The organism is Streptomyces sp. NPDC052687, from assembly GCF_040678395.1.
In the GTDB taxonomy this organism is placed as follows: Bacteria; Actinomycetota; Actinomycetes; order Streptomycetales; family Streptomycetaceae; genus Streptomyces.
On the sequence record NZ_JBFATR010000025.1, the window covers coordinates 75745 to 100072 of the forward strand.

At 73.9% G+C, this 24328-nt stretch carries 19 protein-coding genes; 5 read left to right on the forward strand and 14 right to left on the reverse strand.

The window, feature by feature from the left end:
* Positions 1-2: 2 nt before the first annotated feature.
* Positions 3-1058 carry a lytic polysaccharide monooxygenase gene (locus AB0K92_RS20790; RefSeq protein WP_365924870.1) on the forward strand — a complete coding sequence of 352 codons (1056 nt, stop codon included), beginning with the start codon at positions 3-5 and terminating at the stop codon, positions 1056-1058.
* Positions 1059-1116: 58 nt separating this feature from the next.
* Here the strand turns inward: AB0K92_RS20790 and AB0K92_RS20795 are convergent, their stop codons facing one another.
* From AB0K92_RS20795 to AB0K92_RS20810, 4 genes are all read right to left on the reverse strand, one after another.
* Positions 1117-1977, reverse strand: coding sequence for an alpha/beta fold hydrolase (locus AB0K92_RS20795; RefSeq protein WP_365924872.1), 861 nt, complete (start codon positions 1975-1977; stop codon positions 1117-1119).
* Between the two features lie 159 nt (positions 1978-2136).
* Positions 2137-2712: a GNAT family N-acetyltransferase gene (locus AB0K92_RS20800; RefSeq protein WP_365924874.1), complete on the reverse strand. Its 576-nt coding sequence runs from the start codon at positions 2710-2712 to the stop codon at positions 2137-2139.
* 9 nt (positions 2713-2721) lie between these two features.
* Complete coding sequence (locus AB0K92_RS20805; protein ID WP_365924876.1) at positions 2722-3729, reverse strand: hypothetical protein; 1008 nt, start codon at positions 3727-3729, stop codon at positions 2722-2724.
* Positions 3726-7340, reverse strand: a complete 3615-nt coding sequence (locus AB0K92_RS20810; protein ID WP_365924908.1) for a DNA polymerase III subunit alpha — start codon at positions 7338-7340, stop codon at positions 3726-3728. Before AB0K92_RS20810 ends, AB0K92_RS20805 begins: the two co-directional genes overlap by 4 nt.
* A gap of 132 nt (positions 7341-7472) precedes the next feature.
* Between AB0K92_RS20810 and AB0K92_RS20815 the strand changes: the two genes are divergently transcribed.
* Positions 7473-8507: a DUF3533 domain-containing protein gene (locus tag AB0K92_RS20815; RefSeq protein WP_365924878.1), complete on the forward strand. Its 1035-nt coding sequence runs from the start codon at positions 7473-7475 to the stop codon at positions 8505-8507.
* A gap of 227 nt (positions 8508-8734) precedes the next feature.
* Here the strand turns inward: AB0K92_RS20815 and AB0K92_RS20820 are convergent, their stop codons facing one another.
* From AB0K92_RS20820 to AB0K92_RS20855, 8 genes are all read right to left on the reverse strand, one after another.
* On the reverse strand, positions 8735-9385 hold the full coding sequence (locus AB0K92_RS20820) for a 2'-5' RNA ligase family protein (RefSeq protein WP_365924880.1): 651 nt from the start codon (positions 9383-9385) through the stop codon (positions 8735-8737).
* Positions 9386-9558: 173 nt separating this feature from the next.
* On the reverse strand, positions 9559-10641 hold the full coding sequence (locus AB0K92_RS20825) for a S1 family peptidase (RefSeq protein ID WP_365924882.1): 1083 nt from the start codon (positions 10639-10641) through the stop codon (positions 9559-9561).
* A 400-nt stretch (positions 10642-11041) separates the two neighbouring features.
* Positions 11042-11353, reverse strand: coding sequence for a hypothetical protein (locus AB0K92_RS20830; RefSeq protein ID WP_365924884.1), 312 nt, complete (start codon positions 11351-11353; stop codon positions 11042-11044).
* Between the two features lie 135 nt (positions 11354-11488).
* On the reverse strand, positions 11489-12394 hold the full coding sequence (locus tag AB0K92_RS20835; protein ID WP_365924886.1) for a S1 family peptidase: 906 nt from the start codon (positions 12392-12394) through the stop codon (positions 11489-11491).
* A 268-nt stretch (positions 12395-12662) separates the two neighbouring features.
* Complete coding sequence (locus tag AB0K92_RS20840; protein WP_365924888.1) at positions 12663-13442, reverse strand: DUF1684 domain-containing protein; 780 nt, start codon at positions 13440-13442, stop codon at positions 12663-12665.
* A gap of 58 nt (positions 13443-13500) precedes the next feature.
* On the reverse strand, positions 13501-15258 hold the full coding sequence (locus tag AB0K92_RS20845) for an FAD/NAD(P)-binding protein (RefSeq protein ID WP_365924890.1): 1758 nt from the start codon (positions 15256-15258) through the stop codon (positions 13501-13503).
* Positions 15255-16103, reverse strand: a complete 849-nt coding sequence (locus tag AB0K92_RS20850) for an amino acid ABC transporter permease (RefSeq protein ID WP_365924892.1) — start codon at positions 16101-16103, stop codon at positions 15255-15257. The genes AB0K92_RS20845 and AB0K92_RS20850 overlap by 4 nt, the downstream gene beginning before the upstream one ends.
* 313 nt (positions 16104-16416) lie before the next feature.
* Positions 16417-17715 (reverse strand): DUF5685 family protein, encoded by a 1299-nt coding sequence (locus tag AB0K92_RS20855; protein WP_365924894.1) that lies wholly within the window; start codon positions 17713-17715, stop codon positions 16417-16419.
* A gap of 292 nt (positions 17716-18007) precedes the next feature.
* On the opposite strand from AB0K92_RS20855, the gene AB0K92_RS20860 reads away from it, so the two are divergent.
* On the forward strand, positions 18008-18445 hold the full coding sequence (locus AB0K92_RS20860) for a cell division protein SepF (RefSeq protein ID WP_165997137.1): 438 nt from the start codon (positions 18008-18010) through the stop codon (positions 18443-18445).
* A 44-nt stretch (positions 18446-18489) separates the two neighbouring features.
* Here AB0K92_RS20860 and AB0K92_RS20865 read toward each other — a convergent pair whose 3' ends face one another.
* On the reverse strand, positions 18490-19680 hold the full coding sequence (locus AB0K92_RS20865; RefSeq protein WP_365924896.1) for an acyl-CoA dehydrogenase family protein: 1191 nt from the start codon (positions 19678-19680) through the stop codon (positions 18490-18492).
* A 137-nt stretch (positions 19681-19817) separates the two neighbouring features.
* The gene (locus tag AB0K92_RS20870; protein ID WP_365924898.1) at positions 19818-21422 is read right to left on the reverse strand and encodes an MFS transporter; all 1605 of its coding nucleotides are present in this window, start codon (positions 21420-21422) and stop codon (positions 19818-19820) included.
* A 258-nt stretch (positions 21423-21680) separates the two neighbouring features.
* Here AB0K92_RS20870 and AB0K92_RS20875 point away from each other — a divergent pair, with 258 nt between their 5' ends.
* A complete protein-coding gene (locus AB0K92_RS20875; RefSeq protein WP_365924900.1) occupies positions 21681-22937 on the forward strand; it encodes a mannosyltransferase family protein in 1257 nt (418 codons plus the stop codon).
* Between the two features lie 240 nt (positions 22938-23177).
* Positions 23178-24296, forward strand: a complete 1119-nt coding sequence (locus tag AB0K92_RS20880; RefSeq protein WP_365924902.1) for a phosphatase PAP2 family protein — start codon at positions 23178-23180, stop codon at positions 24294-24296.
* Positions 24297-24328 lie beyond the last annotated feature (32 nt).

The window sequence follows — 24328 nt, forward strand, 5'->3', positions numbered from 1 at the left end:
CCATGCCCCAGCGCCGCCGCCGCACGGCCGCCGTCACCGCCGCCGCCCTCGGCCTCGGCCCGCTCGCCCTGACCACGCTGTCCGCCGCGCCCGCGGCCGCGCACGGCACGATGGGCGACCCGGTCAGCCGGGTCGCGCAGTGTTACGCCGAGGGACCGGAGAGCCCGTCGTCGGACGCGTGCAAGGCGGCGGTCGCGGCGGGCGGCACCCAGGCGCTGTACGACTGGAACGGCATCCGCATCGGCGACGCCGCCGGGCGGCACCGCGAGCTGATCCCGGACGGCAAGCTGTGCAGCGCGAACAACGAGCAGTTCAAGGGGCTCGACCTGGCCCGCGCCGACTGGCCGGCGACCGGGGTGCGCAGCGGCTCGTACACCTTCAAGTACCGGGTGACGGCCCCGCACAAGGGCACCTTCACGGTGTATCTGACCAAGCCGGGGTACGACCCGGCCCAGCCGCTGGCCTGGGACGACCTGGACCTGGCCAACCCGGTGGCGACGGCCGTCGACCCGGCCGCGGCGGGCGGCTTCTACACCTTCACCGGCACGCTCCCCGAGCGCTCCGGCACGCACGTGCTGTACGCGGTGTGGCAGCGCTCGGACAGCCCGGAGGCGTTCTACTCCTGCTCCGACGTCACCTTCGGCGGCGGCGCGGCGGCTGACGGCGGTACGACGGAGAGCGCCGCCCCGGCCCCGTCCGCGTCCGCGCCCACCCAGGAGCAGATCGAGGCGGGCGCCGGCCAGTCGACCGTCGAGAACCACGGGCACGGCGACGACGACCACCGGACGACGGCGGAGCCCGCCGCCGCGGAACCGGCCGCCGGGGAGCCGGCCGCCGCCGAGCCCGCCGCGGAGCCCGCCGCCGGGGAGCCGGCCGGTGAGGCGCCGGCCAACCAGCCGAAGGCGGCGGGCGCCTCCGGGAACCTCGCCGAGACCGGCGGCGACAGCGGTACGGCCTACGTCGCCGTCGGTGGCGCCGCCGCGCTGGCGCTGGGCGCGGCGGCCCTGTTCGCCTCGGTGCGCCGCAAGGCGGACACCGGCGGCCGGCACGGCCGCTGAGGCGACGCGTGACTCCGGGGTCCGACCGGCGGCTCAGGCCGGTCGGACCCCGGCGGCGTCAGCTGAACGCGGCGGCGCAGGTGGTGGGCCGGGCGTGCGCCGGATCGAGGGCGCCGGCCACCGCGTGGAAGGCGATCCGGTCGAACAGCCCGATGGCCAGGTGCTCGGAGAAGTCGGCCGGGCAGAGGTCCTGGAGCAGCACGTTGCGCACGTTCGGCCCGTCGAGGAACCCGCTGCGGTACGGCGTGACGACCTGCTCGTACTTGGTCGCGAGCACGGTGTAGCGGACGCCGGGCACGGTGTCGCCGCCCGCGTTGAGCCTGGTGAGGAAGGCGGATCCGGCGATCTGGTCGGCGAGCGCCGGGGTGGCGGTGGAGAGCAGGTCCTCGGCGCCGGGGAAGTAGGGCAGCAGCTGGGTGAGTCCGGCGAGGGTGGTGCCGTGGTTGTCGGGCGCGATGCCGACGAGCGCGTTCACCTCGGCGGCGCCGCCGAGGAACGTGAGGTAGTGACGGGGCATCATGCCGCCCTGCGAGTGGCCGACCAGGTCGACCTCGGCGGCGCCGGTCGCGCCGAGCACCTTGTCGACGAACGCGTCCAGCTCCTGCGCGGACTTCTCGATGGGGCCGAGCCCGTGGAAGAAGGGGACGCCGGGCAGCCGGCCGTAGTCGAGGGAGAAGACGCAGTAGCCGCGCTTGACCAGGTAGGGGGCGAGGCCCAGCCAGTTGTCGACGGAGTTGCCGAAAGTCCCGTGGACCAGCACGACGGGGCGGGGGTGGGCGGCGGAGGGCTTGCAGCCGTAGTCGTTCCAGCCCCGGCTCGGGGCATCGGTGGCGTGGGCGGTGGCGGCGGGGACGAGGACGGCCGCGGCGGCCAGCAGCAGGGCGGCCGCGGATCTGCGTATTCGGCTCCAGGGCAGCATCGGGTGATCTCCTGACGGCTCGTGGGGAAGGAGAGTGCGTCTGCCTTGCGCCCGGTGATCCGGATCACGGGATGCTGTTTCTTCCGTCAAGTTACGGACGGGTAGCCCCAAGGGGAAGGTACGCGACGGCAAAAACCGACAGCGCTGGTCGACGGCCGATCAGTACGCCGTCGGCCCGCTGACGCCGGTACGGGCCACGACCACCCCGCGGTCGGCGGCGCGGAAGGACCGGACGTCCAGCTCCGCGCGCAGCGCCGCCTGTTCGGCCGGTCCGGTGTTGCGGTCGCCCACGGAGACCCCCGGGGTGGCCGCGATACGGAAGCCGGTGGCGCGCAGGAAGGCGGCGCCCGGGGCCCAGCCGGGTGCGAGCGTCGCCGTGATACGGCGTACGTCCGGCGCGGCGGACAGCAGGGACGCGGCGACGGCGCCGCCGATGCCGCGCCGGCGCCACCGGGGGGCGAGCAGACAGCAGCCGACCGCGCAGGTCTCCGGGTCCGGGTGGCCGAGGACGGCGTCGACGAGCCCGATCACCTCGCCCCCCGCCTCGATGAGCAGCAGCCGCTTCTGCTCGGGGGCGCAGCCCGGCGGCAGCGCGTAGTACATGCTCTGGACGTCGCCCGGCCCGGACGGCTGTCCGGTGGCGGCGACGAACCAGTCCTCGCAGGCGGCGAAGAGGTCCAGCACGGCCTGCTCGTCCTCGGGGGTGAACGCGCGCAGATCGATCTTCAGAGCCACCCGGTCAATCTACGCCGCCAGTCTTCCCGGCATCACCGCGCGCGGCCCGAACTTGGCCCGTGCGCGGTCGGCGACCTCCTCGATACGGCGGATCCGTTCGTCCGCGGGGTCGAAGGTGAGCTGGTGGGAGGCCTGTTCGGCGGGGATCAGGCCCTCGGCGCGCAGGGCGATCGCGCGGACCCGGGCGCGCTGGAGGCCGAGGGCGTCGTACATGCCGTAGACCGCCCTCGCCAGCGCCGCGGAGTGGGCGGTCGGTTCGGCGAGGGTGCGGGAGCGGGTGGTGGCGGACCGGTCGGCGTAGCGCACGGTGAGGGTGAGGGTGCGGCAGACCTTGTCCACGGCCCGCAGCCGGGCACCGATCTCCTCGGCGGCCGACAGCAGGGCGCGGCGGTGGCGTTCGGGGTCCAGTTCGTCGCGGTCGAAGGGGCGTTCCGTGGCGAGGATGGGGGTCCCCCCTGCTCGAGCGCAGCCGAGAGCTTGGGGGAGGGAGACGGCGTTGGGCACGACCCGGCCGCGGTCGATGCCGTTCGCCTTCTCGTGCAGTTCGCGGCCCGCCTTCGCGCCGACCAGGCGCTGGAGCGTGGACAGCGGCGCGGCGGCGACCCGGCCGAGGGTGTCGAGGCCGTAGTCGCACAGGGTGCGGGCGGTCGCGGCGCCCACGCCGGGGAGTACGGCGACGGGCCGGTCGGCGAGGAACTCGGCCACCGCGTCCTCGGGGACCGCGCAGGTCACGCCGGGCCGGGCGGAGCGCAGCGCGATCCGGGCCAGCATCGGGCCCGGCCCGGCGCCGATCGCGCAGTCGACGCCGAAGTGGGCGAGGGCGCGGACCCGGATCACGGAGGCCAGTTCGAGGGCGTCGCGCCCGAAGTAGCGTTCGGCGCCGCCGAGATCGGCGAGCGCCCCGTCGGGTGGCAGGGCCTCGACGACCGGCGTGAACTCCTCCAGCAGCCCGAGCAGCCCCGGCAGGGCCGTCTCGTACATCGGCGGCAGCTGGAAACGGACGCAGAGAATCGTCATCCCGCACTCCCCGGACTCTGGTGCCACAACTTCCTTACCTGTGAACGTGTCTGTGCGGGCTCCTCGCCCGCGGGCCGCAGATCCGCCCAGGGGTGCATCTCGTACCCGGTGGGCATGCGGATGGTTCGCGACCGGTGGTCGTCCATGCGGTCCGGCGCGGCGGAGCCGGCCGGGGCGGGCAACCCGTCGGAACCGGCGAGCCGCCTCCGCGCGGGCCCCCGGCCGTCACCGGACGCGGAACCGTCACCGGACGCGGAACCTTCGCCGGACGCCGGGCCGGGGCCGGGCGCGGAGCCGTCGCCGGGCGCCGGGCCGGGGCCGGGTGCGCCGGCGAGCCGGGCGGCGACCCCCTCCAGTCCTTCCTCCCGGCGCGCCTCGACCAGTTCGGCGAGGTTCCAGACGGCGGCGCCGACCACGCTGAGGCTGCGCGGGCCGCGCCGCTGGACCACGCCGCGCACCAGCAGCAGCCAGGAGTGGAAGACGGTGTGGGCGCAGGCGTCGTGGGAGTCGTCGAAGAAGGCGAGGTCGACCAGGCCGGTGCCGTCGTCCAGGGTGGTGAAGACGACCCGCCTGCCGGACCGGATCGGCGGGGTCTGGGTGGCCGCCTTGGCGCCCGCGACCAGCACGGTCTCCCCGTGCCGGGCATCGCGCAGCCGGCGCGCGGGGACGACGCCCAGCTCGTCGAGGAACTCGCGGTAGTCGTCCATCAGGTTGCGTGAGGCGTCCATGGAGAGCACGCCCAGCTCGGCGCTCAGCCGCTCCTCCGCGGAGAGGTCGGGCAGCCCGGCGGGGGCGGTCTTCCGGCCGCCGGGCAGGGGCAGTTGCCCTCCGCCGCCGCCCATGCCCCGGGTGCCCCGGTGCAGTTCGGTCAGGTGCAGTTGCAGGTCGCGGCGGTTGGCGCCGAACGCGTCGAGCGCGCCGACCTGGGCGAGCCGCTGGGCGAGCGGGCGGCTGGGCCGGGCCCGTTCCCAGAAGTCGAGCAGGGAGGAGTAGGGCTGCCCGTCCTCGATCCGCCGCGCCTCGGCCTCGCTGATGTTGTGGACGTCGGAGAGGGCGAGCCGCAGCCCCCACACCTCCGATGATTCAGACACCAGTTCGATCCTGTGTGCGACCCCCGACTTGTTCACGTCCAGCGGCAGGATCGGCACCCCGCGCCGCCGCGCGTCCGCCAGCAGCAGCCGCTTCGGGTACATACCGGGGTCGTGGGTGAGCAGCCCGGCGTAGAAGGCGGCCGGATGATGGGCCTTCAGCCAGGCCGACTGGTACGTCGGCACGGCGAACGCGACCGCGTGCGCCTTGCAGAAGCCGTACGACCCGAAGGCCTCGACGATCTCCCAGGTGCGCCGAATCGTTTCCGCGTCGTAGCCGCGCGCCGCCGCGTGCTGGGCGAACCACACCTTGATCCGCCCCTGCGACTCCGGGTCGGACAGCCCCCGGCGCACCCGGTCGGCCTCGCCGCGCCCGCAGCCGGTCATGATGTCGATGATGTCGATGACCTGCTCGTGGAAGACGACGACCCCGTACGTCTCCCTCAGCGGCTCCTCCAGATCCGGGTGCGGGTAGCGCACCGGCGCCCGCCCGTGCCGCGCCTCGATGAACGGCCGCACCATGTCGGCGGCGACCGGGCCCGGCCGGAACAGGGAGATGTCGACGACCAGGTCGTGGAACGTGGCCGGCTGGAGCCGCCCCACCAGGTCCCGCTGGCCCGGCGACTCGATCTGGAAGCAGCCCAGGGTCTCGGTGGAGCGGATCAGGGCGTACGTCGCCGGGTCGCCCGGCGGCAGCGCGTCCAGGTCGACCTCGGTGCCCGTCACGCGCTTCACCTCGGCGACCGCGTGCGCCATCGCCGACTGCATCCGCACGCCCAGCACGTCCAGTTTGAGCAGTCCCAGGTCCTCCACGTCGTCCTTGTCGAACTGCGCCATCGGGAAGCCCTCGCCGCTGGTCGGCATCACGGGCGTCCGGGAGAGCAGGGAGGCGTCGGAGAGCAGTACGCCGCAGGGGTGCATGGCGACCCCGCGCGGCAGCGCGTCCAGCGCCTCGACCAGCTCCCACAGCTCGCCGTACCGCTCCTGCTCGGCGGCGAGCGCCTTCAGTTCGGGCAGCTCCGCCAGCGCCGCGCGGGCGTCGCGGGCGCGGATGTGCGGGAAGGACTTGGCGAGGCGGTCGATCTCGGCGGGGTCCAGGGACAGGGCCGCGCCGACGTCGCGGATCGCGTGCCGCACCCGGTAGGTCTCGGGCATCGCGACCGTGGCGACCCGCTCGGCGCCGAACCGGCCGATGATCGCCCGGTAGACCTCCAGGCGGCGCGCGGACTCCACGTCGATGTCGATGTCGGGCAGGACCACCCGCTCCCTGGACAGGAAGCGCTCCATCAGCAGCCGGTGCTCGACCGGGTCGGCGTGCGCGATGCCGAGCAGGTGGTTGACGAGGGAGCCCGCGCCGGAGCCGCGCGCGGCCACCCGGATGCCCATCTCCCGGACGTCGTCCACGACCTGGGCGACCGTCAGGAAGTAGGAGGCGAAGCCGTGGTGGGCGATGATGTCCAGCTCCTGGTGCATCCGCTCCCAGTAGGCGCGGCGGCCGGTGTAGCCGAGCCGCACCATGCCGGCCGCCGCCCGGGAGGCGAGCACCCGCTGGGCGGTGCGGCGGTCCGCGCCGACCAGGTGCGGTTCGGGGAAGTGGACGGTGCCGATGCCGAGGTCGTCCTCGGGGTCGACCAGGCACTCGGCGGCCGTCGCCCGGGTCTGCTCCAGCAGCCGCAGGGCGGCCTCGCGCCGGTACCCGGCGGCCTCCACGATCCGCTCGGCCGCCTCGCGCATGGCGTCCGCGCCCTTGAGCCAGGCCTCGCCGGAGTCCAGCTCCCTGGCCGGGTCGATCGGGACCAGGCGGCGGGCGGCGTCCAGCACGTCGGCGACCCGGCCCTGCCCGGGGTCGGCGTAGCGCACGGCGTTGCTCAGCACCGGGCGGACGCCCTGCTCGGCGGCGAAGCCGGCGGTCCGCGCGGCCAGCCGCAGGGAGCCGGGTCCGGTGCCGGTACGGCCGTGCCACACCGTCTCCAGACGCAGGGCGTCGCCGTAGACCTCGCGCCAGGGGGCGAGGAGCCGGGCGGCCCGGTCGGGGCGGCCCGCGGCGAGGGCGCGGCCGACGTCGGAGTCGGGGCCGAGCAGCACGATCAGGCCGTCGGCGTGGTTGCCGTCCCAGGGCAGGACGGGGGTGCCTTCCCGCCGGTGCGCGGTGGTGACCAGGCGGCACAGGTCGGCCCAGCCGCGGGCGCCGTCGCGGGCGAGGAAGGTGACGCGCGGGGTCGACTCGTCGACGAAGACACCGCCGCGCACGGGGGTGCGGCGGCGCCGCTCCCGGCGGGCGGGGCCGGACTCGGGGGCGGTCGCCGCCGGCTCCACCGCCAGGTTCACACCGAACAGCGGGCGCACACCCGCGCGGGCACAGGCCTTGGCGAAGCGGACGGCACCGGCGAGGGTGTCGCGGTCGGTGAGGGCGAGGGCGTCCATGCCGCGCTCCACGGCACGCTCGGCCAGCCGCTCCGGGTGCGAGGCGCCGTAGCGCAGGGAGAACCCGGAGACGGTGCGCAGATGCGTGAAGTCCGGCATCCGCACCTCCTGCTCGAACATCCGTTCCCAACCTGCTCACCACCACCATAGACCAAATCCCGAACACGTGTACGACAACCGTTCGGGCGCCTCCCACCTGCGGAAACACCCCCTGACCAGGACTGTGGGGACATGACACGGACCACGTTCCTCCGCGAGGTGAAGGACGCCGTCACACCGCGGGCGACCCTGCTCGTCCTCGGCGTGATCGCCCTCCAGCTGCTGTTCATCGCCTCGTACGTGGGAGCGCTGCACGACCCGAAGCCGCGGGACGTGCCCTTCGCGGTGGCCGCGCCCGAGGCCGCCGCCCGGCAGGCGGTCGCCCGGCTGGAGCGGCTGCCGGGCTCGCCCCTCGACCCGCGGGCGGTGGCCGACGAGGCGACGGCCCGCAAGCAGATCAGGGACCGCGACATCGACGGCGCCCTGGTCCTGAACCCGGCCGGCCCCGCCGACACGCTCCTGGTCGCCTCCGGCGGCGGCACCGTGCTCGCCACCGCGCTGGAGCAGCTGACCACCACCCTGGCGAAGGCGGAGCGGCGCACGGTGCGGGTCGTGGACGTGGCCCCGGCCTCACCGCGGGACTTCGACGGGCTGTCGTCGTTCTACCTGGTCGTCGGCTGGTGCGTCGGCGGCTATCTGTGCGCCTCGATCCTGGCGATCAGCACCGGCGCCCGGCCCGCGAACCCGCGCCGCGCGGCGATCCGGCTGGGGACCATGGCCCTGGTGTCGGCCGCCGGCGGACTCGGCGGCGCGCTCATCGTCGGGCCGCTCCTGGACGCCCTGCCCGGCGGTGTCGCCGCCCTGTGGGGGCTCGGCGCGCTCATCACCTTCGCCGTCGGCGCCGCCACCCTCGCCCTCCAGGGCCTCTTCGGCATCGTCGGCATCGGCCTCGCCATCCTCCTCGTGGTGATCGCGGGCAACCCGAGCGCGGGCGGCGCCTTCCCCCTGCCCATGCTCCCCCCGTTCTGGGCGGCGATCGGCCCGGCCCTCCCCCCGGGCGCCGGCACCTGGGCGGCCCGCTCGATCGCCTACTTCCGGGGCAACGACACACTGGGCGCCCTGCTGGTGCTGTCGGCCTGGGCGGCGGCCGGCATCGTGATCACCCTGGCGGCGGCGGGGCTGCGGGAGCGGCGCGGGGGCGGGACCCTGCCGACGGAGGCCCGGTAGGCCAGCGGGGGCAGTGGGTCGGGCTCCCTCCCCTCCCGCGGCAAGCGAGCCGGCCTCACTCCCCCTCCCGCGCCCTGCGCACCGTCGGCCTCACCCCCGTCCCGCGCCCTGCGCACCGTCGGCCTCACCCCCGTCCCGCGCCCTGCGCACCGCCGGACTCACTCCCCTCCCCCGGCCCACGCACCGCCGGCCTCACTCCCCCTCCCCCGGCCCACGCACCGCCGGCCTCACTCCCCCTCCCCCGGCCCACGCACCGCCGGCCTCACTCCCCCTCCCGCGGCCCGCGCACCGCCGGCCTCACCCCCCTCCCCCGGCCCGCGCACCTCCCCCGTGCCCAGGGTGATCACCGCCCGCGGTCGCATCGGGCCCTCCTCGCGGCGGGAGAGGAGGGTCAGTTCCCCGACCACAGTCGGCCGGGTGCCGAGGCGGGCCGCGCACTCGGCGGCCAGGGGCTTCGGGTCCCGGGTGCGGCCGAGGGAGAGATGCGGGGTGAAACGGCCGCCCCGCCCCTCGCAGAGCGGGAACCGCTCCAGCAGCTCCCGGTGGAGCCGGACCCACGGCGCCCGGTCCGCCGCGGCCGGGTCGAGCCACACCGTCGCGTACCGCCGGTGCCGGAACCAGCGCACCCCGGCCAGCCGCGCCGGGAACGCCGCACTGCTCGCCGCCGCGGCGGCGAGCAGCGGCAGGGCCCGCTCGAACTCCTCCTCCGGCACGAAACCGAACAGCAGGTTCACGTGCGGCGGCCACCGGCGCACCTGCGGATCGTGCTCCCAGCGGATGTCCTGGATCGCCGGCCACAGCTCCCGGGGCGGCAGCCACGCCACCGCCGTCCGCGGGGTCGGCGCCACCTCCAGCGCGTCCGCCGGCTCGCCGTTCACACGACCATCGAAGCACCCCGCCGCCCGGCCCGCAGCCGCCACCGGCACCCGGCTCGCAACCGTCACCGGCACCCGGCCCCCAACCACCGCCGGCACCCGCCCACGCGAAGGTCCCACCCCTCGCGCGCGGGGCGGGACCTCACCGGAAGCGGAACGAACGGCGGCGGAACGGATCAGCCGATCTGCGTCCCCGTCGCCGACAGCGCCTCCGTCACCGGCTGGAAGAACGTCTCCCCGCCGGAGGAGCAGTCACCGCTGCCGCCGGACGTGAGCCCGATGGCCTTGTCCCCGGAGAACAGCGCGCCACCGCTGTCGCCGGGCTCGGCGCACACATCGGTCTGGATGAGTCCGTTGACGATGTCGCCGTTGCCGTAGTTCACGGTGGCGTCCAGGCCCGTGACCTTGCCGGAGTGCACCTGCGTGGTGGAGCCGCTGCGGGTGACCTGCATCCCGACGGTCGCCTCGGCCGCCCCGCCGATCTGCTGGGCCGAGCCGTTGTAGAGGTTCACCTCGCTCGGGTGCTCGACGTCGGCGGTGTACTTGACGAGCCCGTAGTCGTCGCCCGGGAAGCTGGAGACCTCGTTCTGGCCGATGACGGTGCCGGACGAGTCCGACCAGGTGGAGATGCCCTCGGTGCAGTGGCCGGCGGTCAGGAAGTACGGCTCCCCGCCCTTGACCACGTTGAAGCCGAGCGAGCAGCGCCCGCTGCCGCCGGTGATGGCGTCGCCACCGGCGACGAAGGGCTTGAACTCCCCCTTCGTGCGCTGGAGTTCGGCGACCGGGCCTAGCCCGTCGACGACCTCGGCCAGCTTCTTCCACTCCGCCGCGGAGACGGTGCGGTCGGCGGTGACGACGACCTTGTTGGTGGTCGGGTCGGTCACCCAGGCGGTGCCCGGGATGGCCGCGTCCTGCTTCAGCGCCGTACGGGCGCTCTTCAGCTCGGCCGGCGAGTGCTCGACGATTCTCGCCCGGGCACCGGCCTCCTCGACCACCTCGGCGGCTGCCTCGTCGAGCACGTTCACCACCAGGCTCTTGGCCTGGGCGTCGTAGTAGGCGCCCGCCGCGTCCGCGCCGAGGTCCCGGTCCAGCGTCGAGGCGAGCTTTCCGGCCGCGATCGCGGAGAGGGTCTTGAGCTCCGGGGCGTCCGAGGGCTCGCTGGCGTTCGCAGTCTGGAAGGTGACGCCCGCGGCGACCAGTGCGGCGATTCCCGCTCCTGTCACGACTGCCCGCCGCTTGGGTATGCGTCGGTGCTGCAACTCACGTCCTCCTGTGGGGGGTCGGCCCGGTGGCGGTTGTGGGGACCACCACGGGCCGGAAGGCTTGGTTGACGGGCGCCCACTCTTCCGAACCGCACAGGTGGCGCACAAGGTCGACTTCAGGACGCGCACACGGTGACCACCGCGCGCCCTTGGCTTCTTCACCACCCGCGCCGCCCCACTGGAAAAGGCGGGGAATGCGCGGGCGATTCGCACTGCAAACGCTACGCGTGAGTAACCGTGCACAGGCTGGTGTGGTCTGGACCTGACGCGTTTTCACCCCTGTGCGCCCCTGCCCCTCGCCGCGTTCCCCGCCCCGGACGCCCCATGGGAACGCCCCGGCATCCAGTGATCCGGGGCGGTGTCAGAGGGGGTGAGGTGATCGTTCGCAGCTGTGCGGCTAAACCTCCCCGCCCGTCACAGTGCCCATCACGTCGACACCACCCATCTCGTGGAGGATGGTCGGCAGTCCCAGGGTGCCGCACTGGTTGCCTGGGCTGCCGGCGGGCGAGGCGACACCGAGACCGGTGAGGATGCCGCTGTGCCGCTCCGTAGCACCAACGGCACGAGGGCCGCCGATATTGGCGCAGGCGTTGTCGTAGGCAGCGTTGCCGAAACCGATGACGGAAGTAGCGCCGGCGGGTGTCGCGGTGGTGAGGACGCTGCCGGCGGTGAGCAGCGCCAGCACGCCGGTGACGTGGATACGGTTCATGCACCGCCAACGCGTACCCGTACGGGTCGGACACGGGGGCCGATCCCCTCCGACGCCTCGGCCCGGGCAGGGAGAAGCCCCCGCACGCGGGTGCGTGCGGGGGCTGAGACGTGCCGGCCGTGAACGTGGTGAGGATCAGTACACGTTGACGCCGTAGGCGCTCAGGGCCTCGGTGACCGGCTGGAAGAAGGTCGTACCGCCGGTGGAGCAGTTGCCGCTGCCGCCGGAGGTGAGACCGTACGCGGTGCCGTTGCTGCCGTACAGCGGGCCGCCGGAGTCGCCGGGCTCGGCGCAGACATTGGTCTGGATCAGACCGGAGACGATGTCGCCGCCGCCGTAGTTGACGGTCGCGTTCAGCGCGGTGACGCGGCCGCTGTGCGTACCGGTGGTGGAGCCGTCCCGGATGACGGTGGTGCCCACGGCCGGGGTGGCCGCGCGCGTGATGTCCACACCGTTCGCGGTGCCGGGCTTGCTCACCGACGTGTTGGTGTAGCGGACGATGCCGTAGTCGTTGCCCGGGAAGCTGGAGCCCGTGGTGGTGCCCAGGACGGTGGTGCGCCCGGAGTTGGAGTACCAGGTGCCCGCGCCGTCGGTGCAGTGACCGGCGGTCAGGAAGTACTGGGTGCCGTTGCTGGCCTGGACGTTGAAGCCGAGGGAGCAGCGCCAGCTGCTCGCGTAGATGGCGTCGCCGCCCTCGATCAGCTTGGTGAACTTGCCGGGGGTGCGCTTGATGGTGAGCGCGTCGGCGTGGGCACCGGCCTGCTTCTTGATCTTCGCGATCTCGGCCTGGGAGACCGTGCTGTCGACGGTCACGAGCACGCGGTTGTTCTTGCTGTCGACGGCCCAGGCGGTGCCGGGGACGTCGGCCTTGAGCACCGAGGCGCCGGCGCTCTTCAGCTCGGTGGCGCTGAACGTGGTGGACTCGGACGCGTTCGCGTTGGGGATCGCGATCGCGGCGGCGGCCACGAGTCCGGCGGAGACGGCGGTCAGCCGAGTCCGTCTCGAGATGCCGCTGCGCGGGGTGGTGCGCTTGATCCTCACTTTTCGTTCCTCCACAAAGGAAGTCGGGGGCCCGCGTGGGGTCGGGGCCCGTGAGGCGCAGCCGGGGGCACGAGCGTCCGGATTCCGGACACGCCGTGCCCCTGACAAGCGCTGGGTGGGAGTATTCGGCCGAACGGCCGGTAGGCGCAAGGGTGCCTTTCGGCCGTCAACCTTTGAACCAACTGTCTGATTGGCCCCCTGAACAGCGGCTGATGGTCCGTCAGGCCGCAGCGATGTCCGCCGGGCCAGGCCGGCGGCCGGTCACCCTTCAGGCCAGGTTCCGCTCCCCCGCCGCGACCGCCACGTCCAGGGTGTTCCCGGGCGGCGGGAAGGGGCAGATGAAGTGGTCGGCGAAGGCGCACGGGGGCAGCAGGGCCCGGTTGAAGTCCACCGTCGTCCGGCCGTCCGCGTCGGGCGCGCCGGGGCGCAGGAACCGGAAGCGGTGGCTGCCGTTTCCGCTGGTGGCGTCGGCGAAGACGGCCCACAGCGAGCCGTCGGCCTCCACCGACACCTGGAGCGTGTGCTCCCGCCCGTCGAGGGTGAACGCCAGCTCTCCGCCCAGCCCCAGCCCGCGCCGCCGCCCGTCCGCGTTCTCCACCCGTACGGTGCGGTTCTCGCCGTACGGCGTGAAGCGTCCCGGCACCGACCAGCGCGGATCGTAGGGCGTGGCCTCGATGCCGCGGAACCGGCGGCGGTTCTCGGCCGCCGGGTCGAAGTCGCGTACCGCCCAGGCCCCTTCGCGGACCAGTACGACGAGCCGTCGTTCGCCGTAGCCCACCCGCGCGGCGGCCGGACCGGAGTCGGCCGCGAGCCGTACCCGGCCCTCGAAGGGCGCGCCGTCGAGGGTCAGCCCGTCGGCGCGGACGGCCGTGAGGACGACGGCGTCCTCCTCGGTGGTCCAGTTCCCGGGGATGTCCGGAATTCGACCCTCCGGATAGTCCCCGAGCCAGTGCGTGGCGTTCAGCGCGAGGACCCCGTAGGGGGCGGACACCTCCTCCAGGCGCCCCTCGTGCCACTGCTTCCACGCGTCGAACGCGTCCGTCGTCATGCGATCCATCCTTCCGTGCCGGGTCGTCCGACCCGCGTGTGAGCACCGCGACGCGCGTTCACGCCGCGGCCCGGTTCGCCGAAGACCCCAGGAGCGCCAGCACCGCTCGGGCCGCCGCGTCGTTCTGCCGGAACGCCGGGCCGCCGGTGTGCGGCCGGGTGAACGCGCCCGCGCCGCGCACGTCGGTGTGCGGGCCGAGGGCGAAGCGGCGCGGATGCGGCCGGCCGGACCGGTCGAGGACGCGCCCGTCGGCGGGGTCCACGCGCAGCAGCCCGTCGGGGGTGGCGGCGGCTCCCTCGGCGTGCAGCTCCCGCAGCAGCGGGTCCCGGGACCGCGCCACCGTCGGCTGCGGCAGCCGCGCCTCGACCAGCGCCCGCGTCTCGACGGTGAACCCGGGCACGGTCGGGCTGGTCGCCCGGAACACCCCGTCCTCGGCGCGCACGCTCAGATCGGCGCCGGCGAAGCGCAGCACGCCCGCCCGGGACAGCGCGAGCAGCTGCCGCAGCCGGGGTCCCGGCGGCCCGGAGGCGAGGTAGCTGAAGAAGCCGTGCCACCAGGTGCCGATGTCCCCGAGCCGCATCAGCTGCCCGTAGACGGAGAGCAGGGCGAGGAAGACCGCCTGGTCGGGGCTGTACGCGGGATCGTGACGCCGTCTCAGGTCGGCCTCCACATAGCGGCGCAGGCCCGCCTGGAAGGCCTCGTGCGAGTCGTACCGCACGCCGGCCAGCGGCCGGTCGAGTGCGGCGAGGTCGAGCCGGTCGGCCGGGTCGGGCACCGCGGCGGCGACGAGGGCGGCCCGCTCCGCCGGGTCGTCGGCGGCGGCGTACCGCCGCTCGAAGGCGGCCCAGCCGAGGCCGGTGCGCTCGGGGTGGGCGGTGAACAGCCGGTGGTAGTGGGCGTGGCCCAGCTCCTTCTCCACCAGCGGCCACACATCGCGCCGGAAGTCGAAGCCGCCGGGCCGGGCGAGCAGCGCGTCGGTCTCGGCGGGGCCGAGGAACCGGGGCAGCGGCGGCGGCGCGCCGTCCAGCCGGTAGCCGATCTTGGAGTGGTACGGCACTCCGCGCCGCGATCCGACGTACAGCACCGGCTCCCGGCCGGAGGGGACGTAGGTGTCCCCGTCGTACCGTCCGCCCCGGCCCTCGGTGAGCAGCACCATCAGGTCGACGAAGGCGAGCCCGAAGCCGCGCACCAGGACCGGCTCGCCGGGCCGCAGCGGGGTCAGGTCGCTGTCGGCGGTGAAGTCGGGCGGCAGGTGGACGAGGCCGTGGGCGCGGGCGTACGCGCCCAGTTCGGCCTGTTCCGGGTCGGGTTCGGCGGCGAGATGGCCGAGGGTGAGGACGACGGCGTCGGCGAGGAGCGGGCGCGGGCGGCCCGCCAGCCAGACCCGCTGGCGGCCCTCGCGCGGCCCGGAGACGCGCACGGCGCGGCAGGGGTGGTGGTGCACGGTGACGTCCGGCGGCAGCGCGGCCACGGCCCGGTCGTAGGCCCAGCGCAGATACGAGCCCTGGACCCGGCGGCCGACGAACGCGTCCCCGTCGAGGCCGGCCCACTCGTGCAGGGTGGGGCCCTCCCGGACGGGTCCGGCCATCCGCACGCTGGAGTCGGTGAACACGGTGACGTCCTCGGCGCGGGAGTTCATCCACAGCAGCGGTGACTGCTCGGTGCGCCAGATCCGTCCGGGGCCCGGCCGGTACGGGTCGACGAGGTGGATGTCGAGGCCCGTCCCGGGCGGCAGTTCGGCGGCGTTGGCGGCGATCCGCTCCAGGACGCCGGTCCCGCGCGGCCCCGCCCCGACGATGACCAGGGACGCCCTCATCGGACCCGCTCCGTACCGCGCGCGAAGCGCTTCTCGACGTAGTGCTGGCCGACCCCGAGCACCGAGGTGACGACGGTGTACCAGACGGTGGCCACCATCAGCAGCGGGATGACCTGGTAGGTCTGGTGGTAGACGAGCTGGGTCGAGTAGAGCAGGTCCTGGACGGCGATGACGCTGACGATGGAGGTGCCCTTGAGGGTGCCGATCAGCATGTTGCCGGCGGGCGGCACGATGGAGCGCATCGCCTGCGGCAGCACGATCCGCCACCAGCGCCGCCACCGGCTCAGCCCGAGCGCCTGCGCGGCCTCGATCTGCCCGGCGCCCACCGACAGGATCCCCCCGCGCACCACCTCGGCGGCGTACGCGGCCTCGTGCAGGGTGAGTCCGATGACGGCGACGGCGACCGGCCCGAGCAGGTCGACCGTCCGCACGCCGAGGATCCGCGGGTACAGCGCCCCGATGTTGAACCAGAGCAGCAGCTGCACCAGGATCGGGATCGAGCGGAACAGCCAGACGTATCCCCAGCTGACGGCTCTGAGCACGGGGTTCGCGGAGAGCCGGGCCGCCGCGAGGAGGGCGCCCAGCGCGAAGCCGAGCACCATCACCACCGCGGTCAGCCAGAGGGTGAGCCACAGTCCGCGCAGCACCGCGGCCGAGGTGAAGTAGTCGCCGACGACGTCCCACTGGAAGGCGTCGTTGCGCAGCACGGACTGGACGGCGAACCCGAGCAGGACGAGGACGAGGGCGGCGGCCGACCACTGGCCGTAGCGGCGCTGGGGGACGATGCGCACGGGATCGGGTGGTGCCGAGAGCGCGGGGGCCTGGGCAAGGGTGTCCGAGGACATGGGAAGGCTCCGTGACGTAGGCCAAACACGGTGACGCCTTCACACAGCGGCCAAGCCCCTCAGCACGGCCGTGATCGAGAGTACGGGCCGGGTCTGCCGGGCTGTCAAGCGGTGTCTCATTCAGGGGACCGGTTGACGAGCCGTCCGGACACCTGTTCCACTTGGCCCATGCATTCGCAGCAGTGGCTGGTCACGCGCTCCCACATCGACTTCGGTCGCGTGTGGTCCTCTTCCTGTTGAGCCGACCCCGCTGCCTGCCTTCTTCCTTCTCCTCTCTCCTCGCCTTCACGCGCGCACCCCTCCCCTCAGCAGCTCAACACCCGTCGCAGGGGCAGCAGCAGTCGCAACTGGGACAGTCGCAGTTCTGACAGCAGCCCTCGCGCTTCTTGCGGGACCACGGCCCCTCGTACTCCTCGGCACAGCACAACTTGCAGGTGCAGCACAGCAGCCAGAACATTCCGCAGCCGGCCCAGAACCCGCGCCGTCCCCTGGGCGGCTGGGGCGCGGGCCCGCCCCCGAACCCGCCGAAGCCACCACCGTCACCGCCACCGCCGTGCCCTCCTGAACCGTGGGCCGCTCCGCCGTGGGCCGCTCCGCCGTACGCTCCCCCGCCGGCGTGCGGGCCGTGCGGGCCGCCCTGCTGCGGCGGCGTGCCGTAGGGCCCCGCCGGGTAGGGCTGCTGGGGCTGCCCGTACGGACCGGGCTGCTGCGGCGGCGGGCCGTACGGCCCCGGCTGGTGCGTCGCGCACGCGGGCACGGTGCCGAAGGCCCGGTCCACCGAGCGCCGCAGTTCGTGCACGAGGAGCAGGTGGGCCAGCCGCCCGTCGGTGAACTCCACCTCGCGCAGCGCCAGCCGGATCCCGTGCACGGCGTCGTCGGCGAGCCGCCGGGCCTCCGCGAGGGACGTCCCGGTCGCGGTGAGCGGGTTCCAGGCACCCGACGCGGCGTCGGACCACTGGTCCTCCACGGCGTCCAGCAGGTGCGCGAGCCGTCCGAAGAGGCGTCCGGCCTCGGCCAGCGGCGCGGCGTTGCCGGGCCGCCCGGCGAGCACCGCGGTGTGCGCGAAGGCGGCGGCGGTGGCGGTCTCGGTGGGTTCGGTGACGGCGAGGAGCGGAGTGCCGGTCCCGGCCAGGGCCTCGATGCCCAGCTGCCGGTCGACGGCGTCGACGAGTACGGCGGTGTCGAAGCCGACGGCCGTCCCGGTGCGGGCGCCGGCGCGGCCCCAGCCGTCGGCGACCCGGCGCGCGGCGAGTGCCACGGGGCGGCGGGCCAGCAGCCCGTCGCCGTCGGCGACATGGTCGCGGACCTTGGCGGAGGCGAGCACCAGGGAGACGGCCGCGGCGAGCCGGGCGCCCTCCCCCTGCGCGACCGACGCGGTGCGCATCCCGCGCAGCGGGCACGGTCCGGCCGTACGCCGCCACCGCCCGCCCTCGCGTTCGCCCTGAGCCTCCGTCAGGACCGAGATGAGCAGCCCGTCGTAGTTGGTCACCACCCGGGCGAGCTGGCCGTGGTCCGAGCGCAGCGCGAGACACAGGCCGCACAGATGCGCCATCCACTCGGAGGTGAGGCGTTCTCCGAGACGGTGACTGCAAGGCCTGACTATTCCGAACACGACACTTCCCCCGTGGTCCGTACGACGCGGATTCGGCCGCATCGTATCGGCCACTTCGTTCACCCGTACGCACTGCCCGTCACCCGTACGCCGAGAGAAATCATATTTCACTCACAGTCAGCAGCCGCATACGTCAAGACCCTTGGGGTATCCGGCCTCTCGACGGATTGGCTGTGCACCAGTACCGTCACAAACCCCCCGCGCGGCGTCTATCCACTTGGCGCGACATCCGCATCATGGACGACCATGGGGATGCGGAAAGCACGAAAGACCGCTGTGAGAGGAGGCGTCCATGGGATCGGTGCGCAAGGCGAGTGCGTGGCTCGGCCTCGTCGACGACAACGATGACGAGCGCTACTACGACGACGAGACTTACGAGGGCAACGAGCCCGGGGACGCCTGGGTCACGGACCCACGGGTGAAGGTGGCCTCGGACACGGCCGAGGAGAAAGGCCGCCGGATCGGCACGGTGACCCCGGACAGTTTCCGGGACGCGCGGGCCATCGGCGAGCTGTTCCGGGACGGCGTCCCGGTGATCATGAATCTGACGGCGATGGAGCCGGCCGACGCCAAGCGCGTCGTCGACTTCGCCGCGGGGCTCATCTTCGGGCTGCGCGGTTCGATCGAGCGGGTGTCGACCCGGGTGTTCCTGCTGACCCCCGCCCACACGGAAATCGTGAACGGCGACCCGGCGGCGCACCGCTCGGACGGTTTCTTCAATCAGAGCTGAGGCAGGGCCGATCCCCCCGGCCCCGCCTCCGCTCCCCCGGCGGCTTACCGGAAGGCGTCCAGTCCGGTGAGCGCCTTGCCCAGCACCAGCTGGTGCATTTCGACGGTGCCCTCGTAAGTGAGCACCGATTCCAGGTTGGTCGCGTGCCGCATCACGGGATATTCGAGGGAGATCCCGTTGGCACCGAGGATCGTGCGGGCCGTACGGCAGATGTCGATGGCCTCGCGGACGTTGTTGAGCTTGCCGAAACTGACCTGCTCGGGACGCAGGCGGCCGGCGTCCATCCGCCGCCCCAGATGGTGGGCGAGCAGAATCCCCTTGTGCAGTTCGACCGCCATGTCGGCGAGCTTGGCCTGGGTGAGCTGGAATCCGCCCAGCGGCCGCCCGAACTGCTCCCTGGACTTCGCGTAGTCGACGGCGGTCTCGAAACAGGTGCGGGCCGCGCCCATCGCGCCCCACACGATGCCGTAGCGGGCGTGCGAGAGGCAGCTGAGCGGGCCGCGCAGTCCGGTCACCCCGGGCAGCACGGCGTCGGCGGGCAGCCGTACGTCGTCCATGACCAGTTCGCTGGTGACGCTGGCCCGCAGGGACCACTTGTGCTTGATCTCGGGCGCCGAGAAACCGGGGGTGTCGGTGGGGACGGCGAAGCCGCGGATGCCCTCGTCGGTCTGCGCCCAGACCACGGCGACCCCGGCGACCGAACCGTTGGTGATCCACATCTTGCGGCCGTTCAGCACCCAGTCGGTGCCGTCCTTCTTGGCGTACGTCCGCATCGAGGCGGGGTCGGAGCCGTGGTCGGGCTCGGTGAGGCCGAAGCAGCCGATGACCTCGCCGGCCGCCATCCGCGGCAGCCAGGCCTGCTTCTGGTCCTCGCTGCCGTAGCGGTGGATCGCGTACATGGCGAGGGAGCCCTGCACGGAGACCAGGGAGCGGATGCCGGAGTCGGCGGCCTCCAGCTCCAGGCAGGCGAGCCCGTACTGCACGGCGCTGGCGCCCGCGCAGCCGTATCCGTCGAGGGACATGCCGAGCGCGCCGATGGCTCCCAGCTCCCGGGCCAGCTCGCGGATCTGCGGCAGCTCGCCCTTCTCGTACCACTCGGCGACGTACGGCAGCACCCGGTCCGCCGCCCAGCCGCGCACGGTGTCGCGCACCGCCAGGTCTTCGGGCCCGAGGAGGTCGTCGAGGTCCAGCGGGTCGGCGGGGTCGAACGGGGGCAGCTTGGCGGACGTGGACACGGGCACCCTCCGGCGGCTCGGGGCGGCGGCGCCAGTCGTCAACTAGCGCCGCTAGTCTCGTATTCAGGGCGACGCTACGACGCGGTCTCCCGTACGTCCAGCGCCGGCCGGCCCGCGCGTCCGGGGGCCGGGGCCGCTCAGGCGGACACCCGGGACTCGGCCACCTCGCGCGGCGCCGGCACCTCGACCCTGGCGCTTTCCGGCTCGCAGTGCATCACCCGCGGCAGCCGCAGTGCCATCACCGCGCCGAGCAGCAGCAGCCCCGCGCTGACCAGCAGCGTCACATGCAGTCCGTGCACGAAGCAGTCCCGGGCGGCGCTGCGCAGCGCCTCGCCCGTCGCGCCGCCGAGCCGGTCCGCCACGTCGTAGGCCTCGCCCAGGGAGTGGCTCGCCGACGCCGCGGCCGGTGCGGGCACTCCGGGCACCGCGCTGATGCCGGGCGCGTAGGCCGCGTTCATCACCGTGCCGAGCAGCGCGATGCCGATGCCCGCGCCGAGCTGGTAGGAGGTCTCGCCGATCGCGGCGGCCCCGCCGGCCTGCTCCTGCGGGGCCTCGCTGAGCATCGACTCGTACGCCCCGAAAAGGGTGGTCTCCAGGCCGAACCCGAGGAGGACGAACCCGGAGAGCATCAGTGCGGCGTTGTCCTCCCGGCCCATCGCGGTCAGCAGCACCACCGCGCCCGCCGTCAGGCAGAACCCGAACACCACCATCCGGCGCGGTCCGAACCGGCGCAGCATCCGCGCCCCGGCCAGGCCGGCCGCCATCGCCGCTATGGTCAGCGGCAGCAGCCGCAGCCCGGTCTCCAGCGGGGACAGCCCCAGCACCAGCTGGAGGTACTGCGCCGCGATCAGCTCCAGGCCGACCAGGGCGAGCATGGCGAGCACGATGCAGCCGACGGAGGTGCTGAACGCCGGACGGGCGAACATCTTCAGGTCGACCAGCGGATGCGCCCGCCGCCGCTGCCGCCGCGCGAACAGCGTCAGCAGCACCGCGCCCACCAGCAGCGGCACCAGCGTGGCCGGGCCCAGGCCCTCGCCGCCGCCGAGCCGCTTCACGCCGAGCACGGCGCCGAACAGGCCGGCCGCCGCCATCAGGGCGCCGACGACGTCCCAGGGTCCCTTGCCGTCCCCCTTGGACTCGGGCAGCAGCAGCCGCCCGACGGGCAGGCTGACCAGCATCAGCGGGATGTTGACCAGGAAGACCGAGCCCCACCAGAAGTGCTCCAGCAGGAAGCCGCCGAGCAGCGGGCCGACGGCCGCGCCGACCGCGGCGACCGCGCTCCAGATGCCGATGGCGAGCGCGCGTTCGCGCCGGTCGGGGAAGACCTGGCGCAGGATCGACAGCGTCGCGGGCATGATCATCGCGCCGCCGACGCCGAGCAGCGCGCGGGCGACGATCAGCACCCGGGCGTCGGGGGCGAAGGCGGCCAGCGCGGAGGCCACCCCGAAGAGGGCGTATCCGAGGAGCAGGACGCGTCTGCGGCCCACCCGGTCGCCGAGCGTGCCGAACAGGATCAGCAGCGAGGCGCAGACCAGCGGGTAGGTGTCGACGATCCAGAGCAGTTCTATCGCGCCGGGTTTGATGTCCTCGGTGACGGCGGGGACCGCCACGTGCAGCACGGTGGCGTCGACGGCGACCAGCAGCAGGCTGACGCAGAGGACGACGAGGACGACCCAGCGGTTGGCACCGGCCCCGGCCGCCCGACGGCGCAGCCCGACGGCAGCCGTGGTCGTCCCGGACATGTACGTACCTCCCAGATGTTCCCTCGCATCGGCGGGCTCGCGGGGTGGGGACTCCCCGCGACTCGGCCGGAGGAGCGGTGGTCTCCGGCCCGCGCAACGAACGGCGAGTGACACGTCAGCGTACGCGAGACCACGGCGAGGTCGCGTGGCGGAACTCTCACCGGTCCGGCGGATCCGGTGTGGCGTGCACCACTCCTCTCACCGGGGAGTACGCCCGGCCCGGCCGTCCGGTTCACCCGCCCGCCGATAATCGAGCCCGTGACCGATCTTGACGCGCGCCCCGGGCGCACCACGCGCCGCACGCTGCCCGGGGCGGCCCCGGCCCTGCTCGGGTACGCGGCCGTCCGCGCCCTGGGCCTGCTCGCGCTGTTCGTGTGGAGCGCGGCGCGCGACAAGGACGCGTACACCCTGCTGACCGCCCGCTGGGACTCCCTCTGGTACGCCAGGATCGCCGAGCACGGCTACGGCTACGAGATCCGCCTGCCGAACGGCGACGTGCACTCCGATCTCGCCTTCTTCCCGCTGCTGCCGTGGCTGGAGCGGCTGGGGCAGGCGGTGACCCCGCTGTCGTACGCGGACGCCGGGTTCGCGGCCGGCACGCTCGCCTCGTTCGCCGCGGCCTGGGGGATCTTCGCCGTGGCCGACCTGCTGTACGGGCGGCGGGCCGGGGTGTGCGCGGTGCTGCTGTGGGCGGTGCTGCCGGTCGGGATCGTGCAGTCCATGGCGTACAGCGAGTCCCTGTTCACCGCGCTCGCCGCGTGGTCCCTGTACGCCGTCCTCACCGGCCGCTGGGTGGCCGCGGGCACCCTCGCGCTGCTGGCGGGGCTGACCCGGCCGGTGGGACTGGCGGTGGTCGCGGCGGTGTGGGCGGCGGGGACGGCGTCGTGGCTGCGCGCGCGCCGGGCCCGCCGCATTGGGCCATCCGCGCGGCGGCGGAGCGCGGCGCCCGATCCAGGCGCACGTTCCACTCCGTACGCCCCCTCCCCCGCCCGCGGCCCGGTCCGGGAGGGCGCATCCGCCTGGCGGCGCGCCCTCGGCATGCTGCTCGCGCCCCTGGGCACGGCCGGATATGTGCTGTGGGTCGGCCACCGCACCGGCGAGGGCCCGCTCGGCTACCTGGACGTGCAGGCGGGCTGGCGCAACGGCTTCGACGGGGGCTACGCCTTCGCCCGGTTCGTCGGCGAGAAGTTCACGTCGTTCCCGTCGGCCCTGGCGGGGGCCGCCCTCACGGCCGGAGTGGCGCTGGTGATCCGGCTGTACGTCGTCTGCGTACGGCAGCGCCAGCCGCTCCCGGTGCTGGTGTACGCCGGGGTCGTCACCACCCTGGCGCTGTGCGCGTCGAGCTACTTCGGCTCGAAACCGCGCCTGCTGGTGCCCGCCTTCCCGCTGCTGCTGCCGCTCGCGCTCGCCCTCGCCCGGCTGCCCACCCGCCGGTCGGCCCTGGTCACGGCCGGTGTGGCGGTGGCGTCGGCGCTCTACGGGGCGTTCTGGCTGAACGGGTCGGGCCCGCCCTGACCGGCTCGCGCACCCGGTGAGCGCCCGGCGAATTCCGCCCCATGCACCGGTGAACGAATTCATAAGCGGCCCAAAACCGGCCACCGCGGAATGATCAAAGGAATTGAAGGGGAACACGTCCCGGGGATTGCGGAATGCCTGGAAATAAAGTAACTCCTGAGAGCAATCCCACATCACATCGTCATTACAAAGCCGGTGATTCGGCAGGGAAGTCAGCTCACTCGCTGTAACGTCGATTGGGTGCGTACCGAACCAAAGCCGACCCGGCTCGACCGGATCTTCGCCCGACTGGACCGCGAACCGCAGCGGCCGGTCCTCGACGTGCCGCGCATGACGCGGCACCGGGTGGTGCTCTTCGGCGCGACGCTCGCCTTCTACCTCACGATCGTCCTCGCCGTGGTGACCACCTCGTGGCTGGTCCGGCTGGACTGGCAGGCCATGCTGTTCCGGCCCTACCAGCAGTGGCCGGAGATCCACGCCTTCCTGGACTACTGGGTGGTCCTCGGCCAGCGCGGCCCGACCGCCGTGATGGTCGCGGCCTGGCTCGGCTGGCGGTGCTGGCGGCAGCACACCCTGCGCCCGCTGCTCGCCTTCGGCGCGGCCGCGCTGCTGCTGAACGTGACCGTGGGGGCCGTGAAGTACGGGCTGGGCCGCTCGGGGCCGCACTACGCGACCGAGGTCGGCTCCAACGAGATGTGGCACTGGTTCCAGGCCGGGAGCGACATATTTCCCTCGGGGCACACCGCCAACGCGGTGGTGACCTGGGGCATCCTCGCCTACCTGGCCTCCACACCGCGCGCCCGCCGCTGGCTGTCGGCACTGTCGGCGGTGCTGTCGCTCAGTGTCGGCCTGACCACCGTCTACCTCGGTACGCACTGGCTGAGCGACGTGCTGCTGGGCTGGGCCGCCGGTCTGCTGGTGCTGCTCGCGCTGCCGTGGCTGGAGCCGAACATCGCGAGCGCCGAGGCGTGGCTGTTCACCCAGCGCGACCGGCTGCGCGAGCGCCGCGGCGGCGCCGTCGCGGCCCACGGGTCCGCGATGCCCGACGCGGTGGTACCGGACGCGGTGGTACCCGGCTCCGTGACGCCCGGCTCCGTGGCGCCCGAGCCGGCGGTGCCCGAGGCCGTGCCGGTCACCCTGTTGCCGGGCGCCGAGGAGGAACCGGCGCCGGTGCGGGAGACCGTCCCGCCGGCCGCCGCGCGCGCCCCCCGGACGTCGGCGCTGCTGGCCCCCGGCCCGCACACGACCCGTTCCGAACGCACCCCGGTCACCCCGGCCGGCAGCCGCCGCCCGCCGCACACGGACCGCCTCACGCGCGGCACGGCGGCCCCGGCGGCGCGTCCGCTCACCGGCGGCTGAGAGCGCATGAGCAAGGCCCCGGTCGCGGTGAC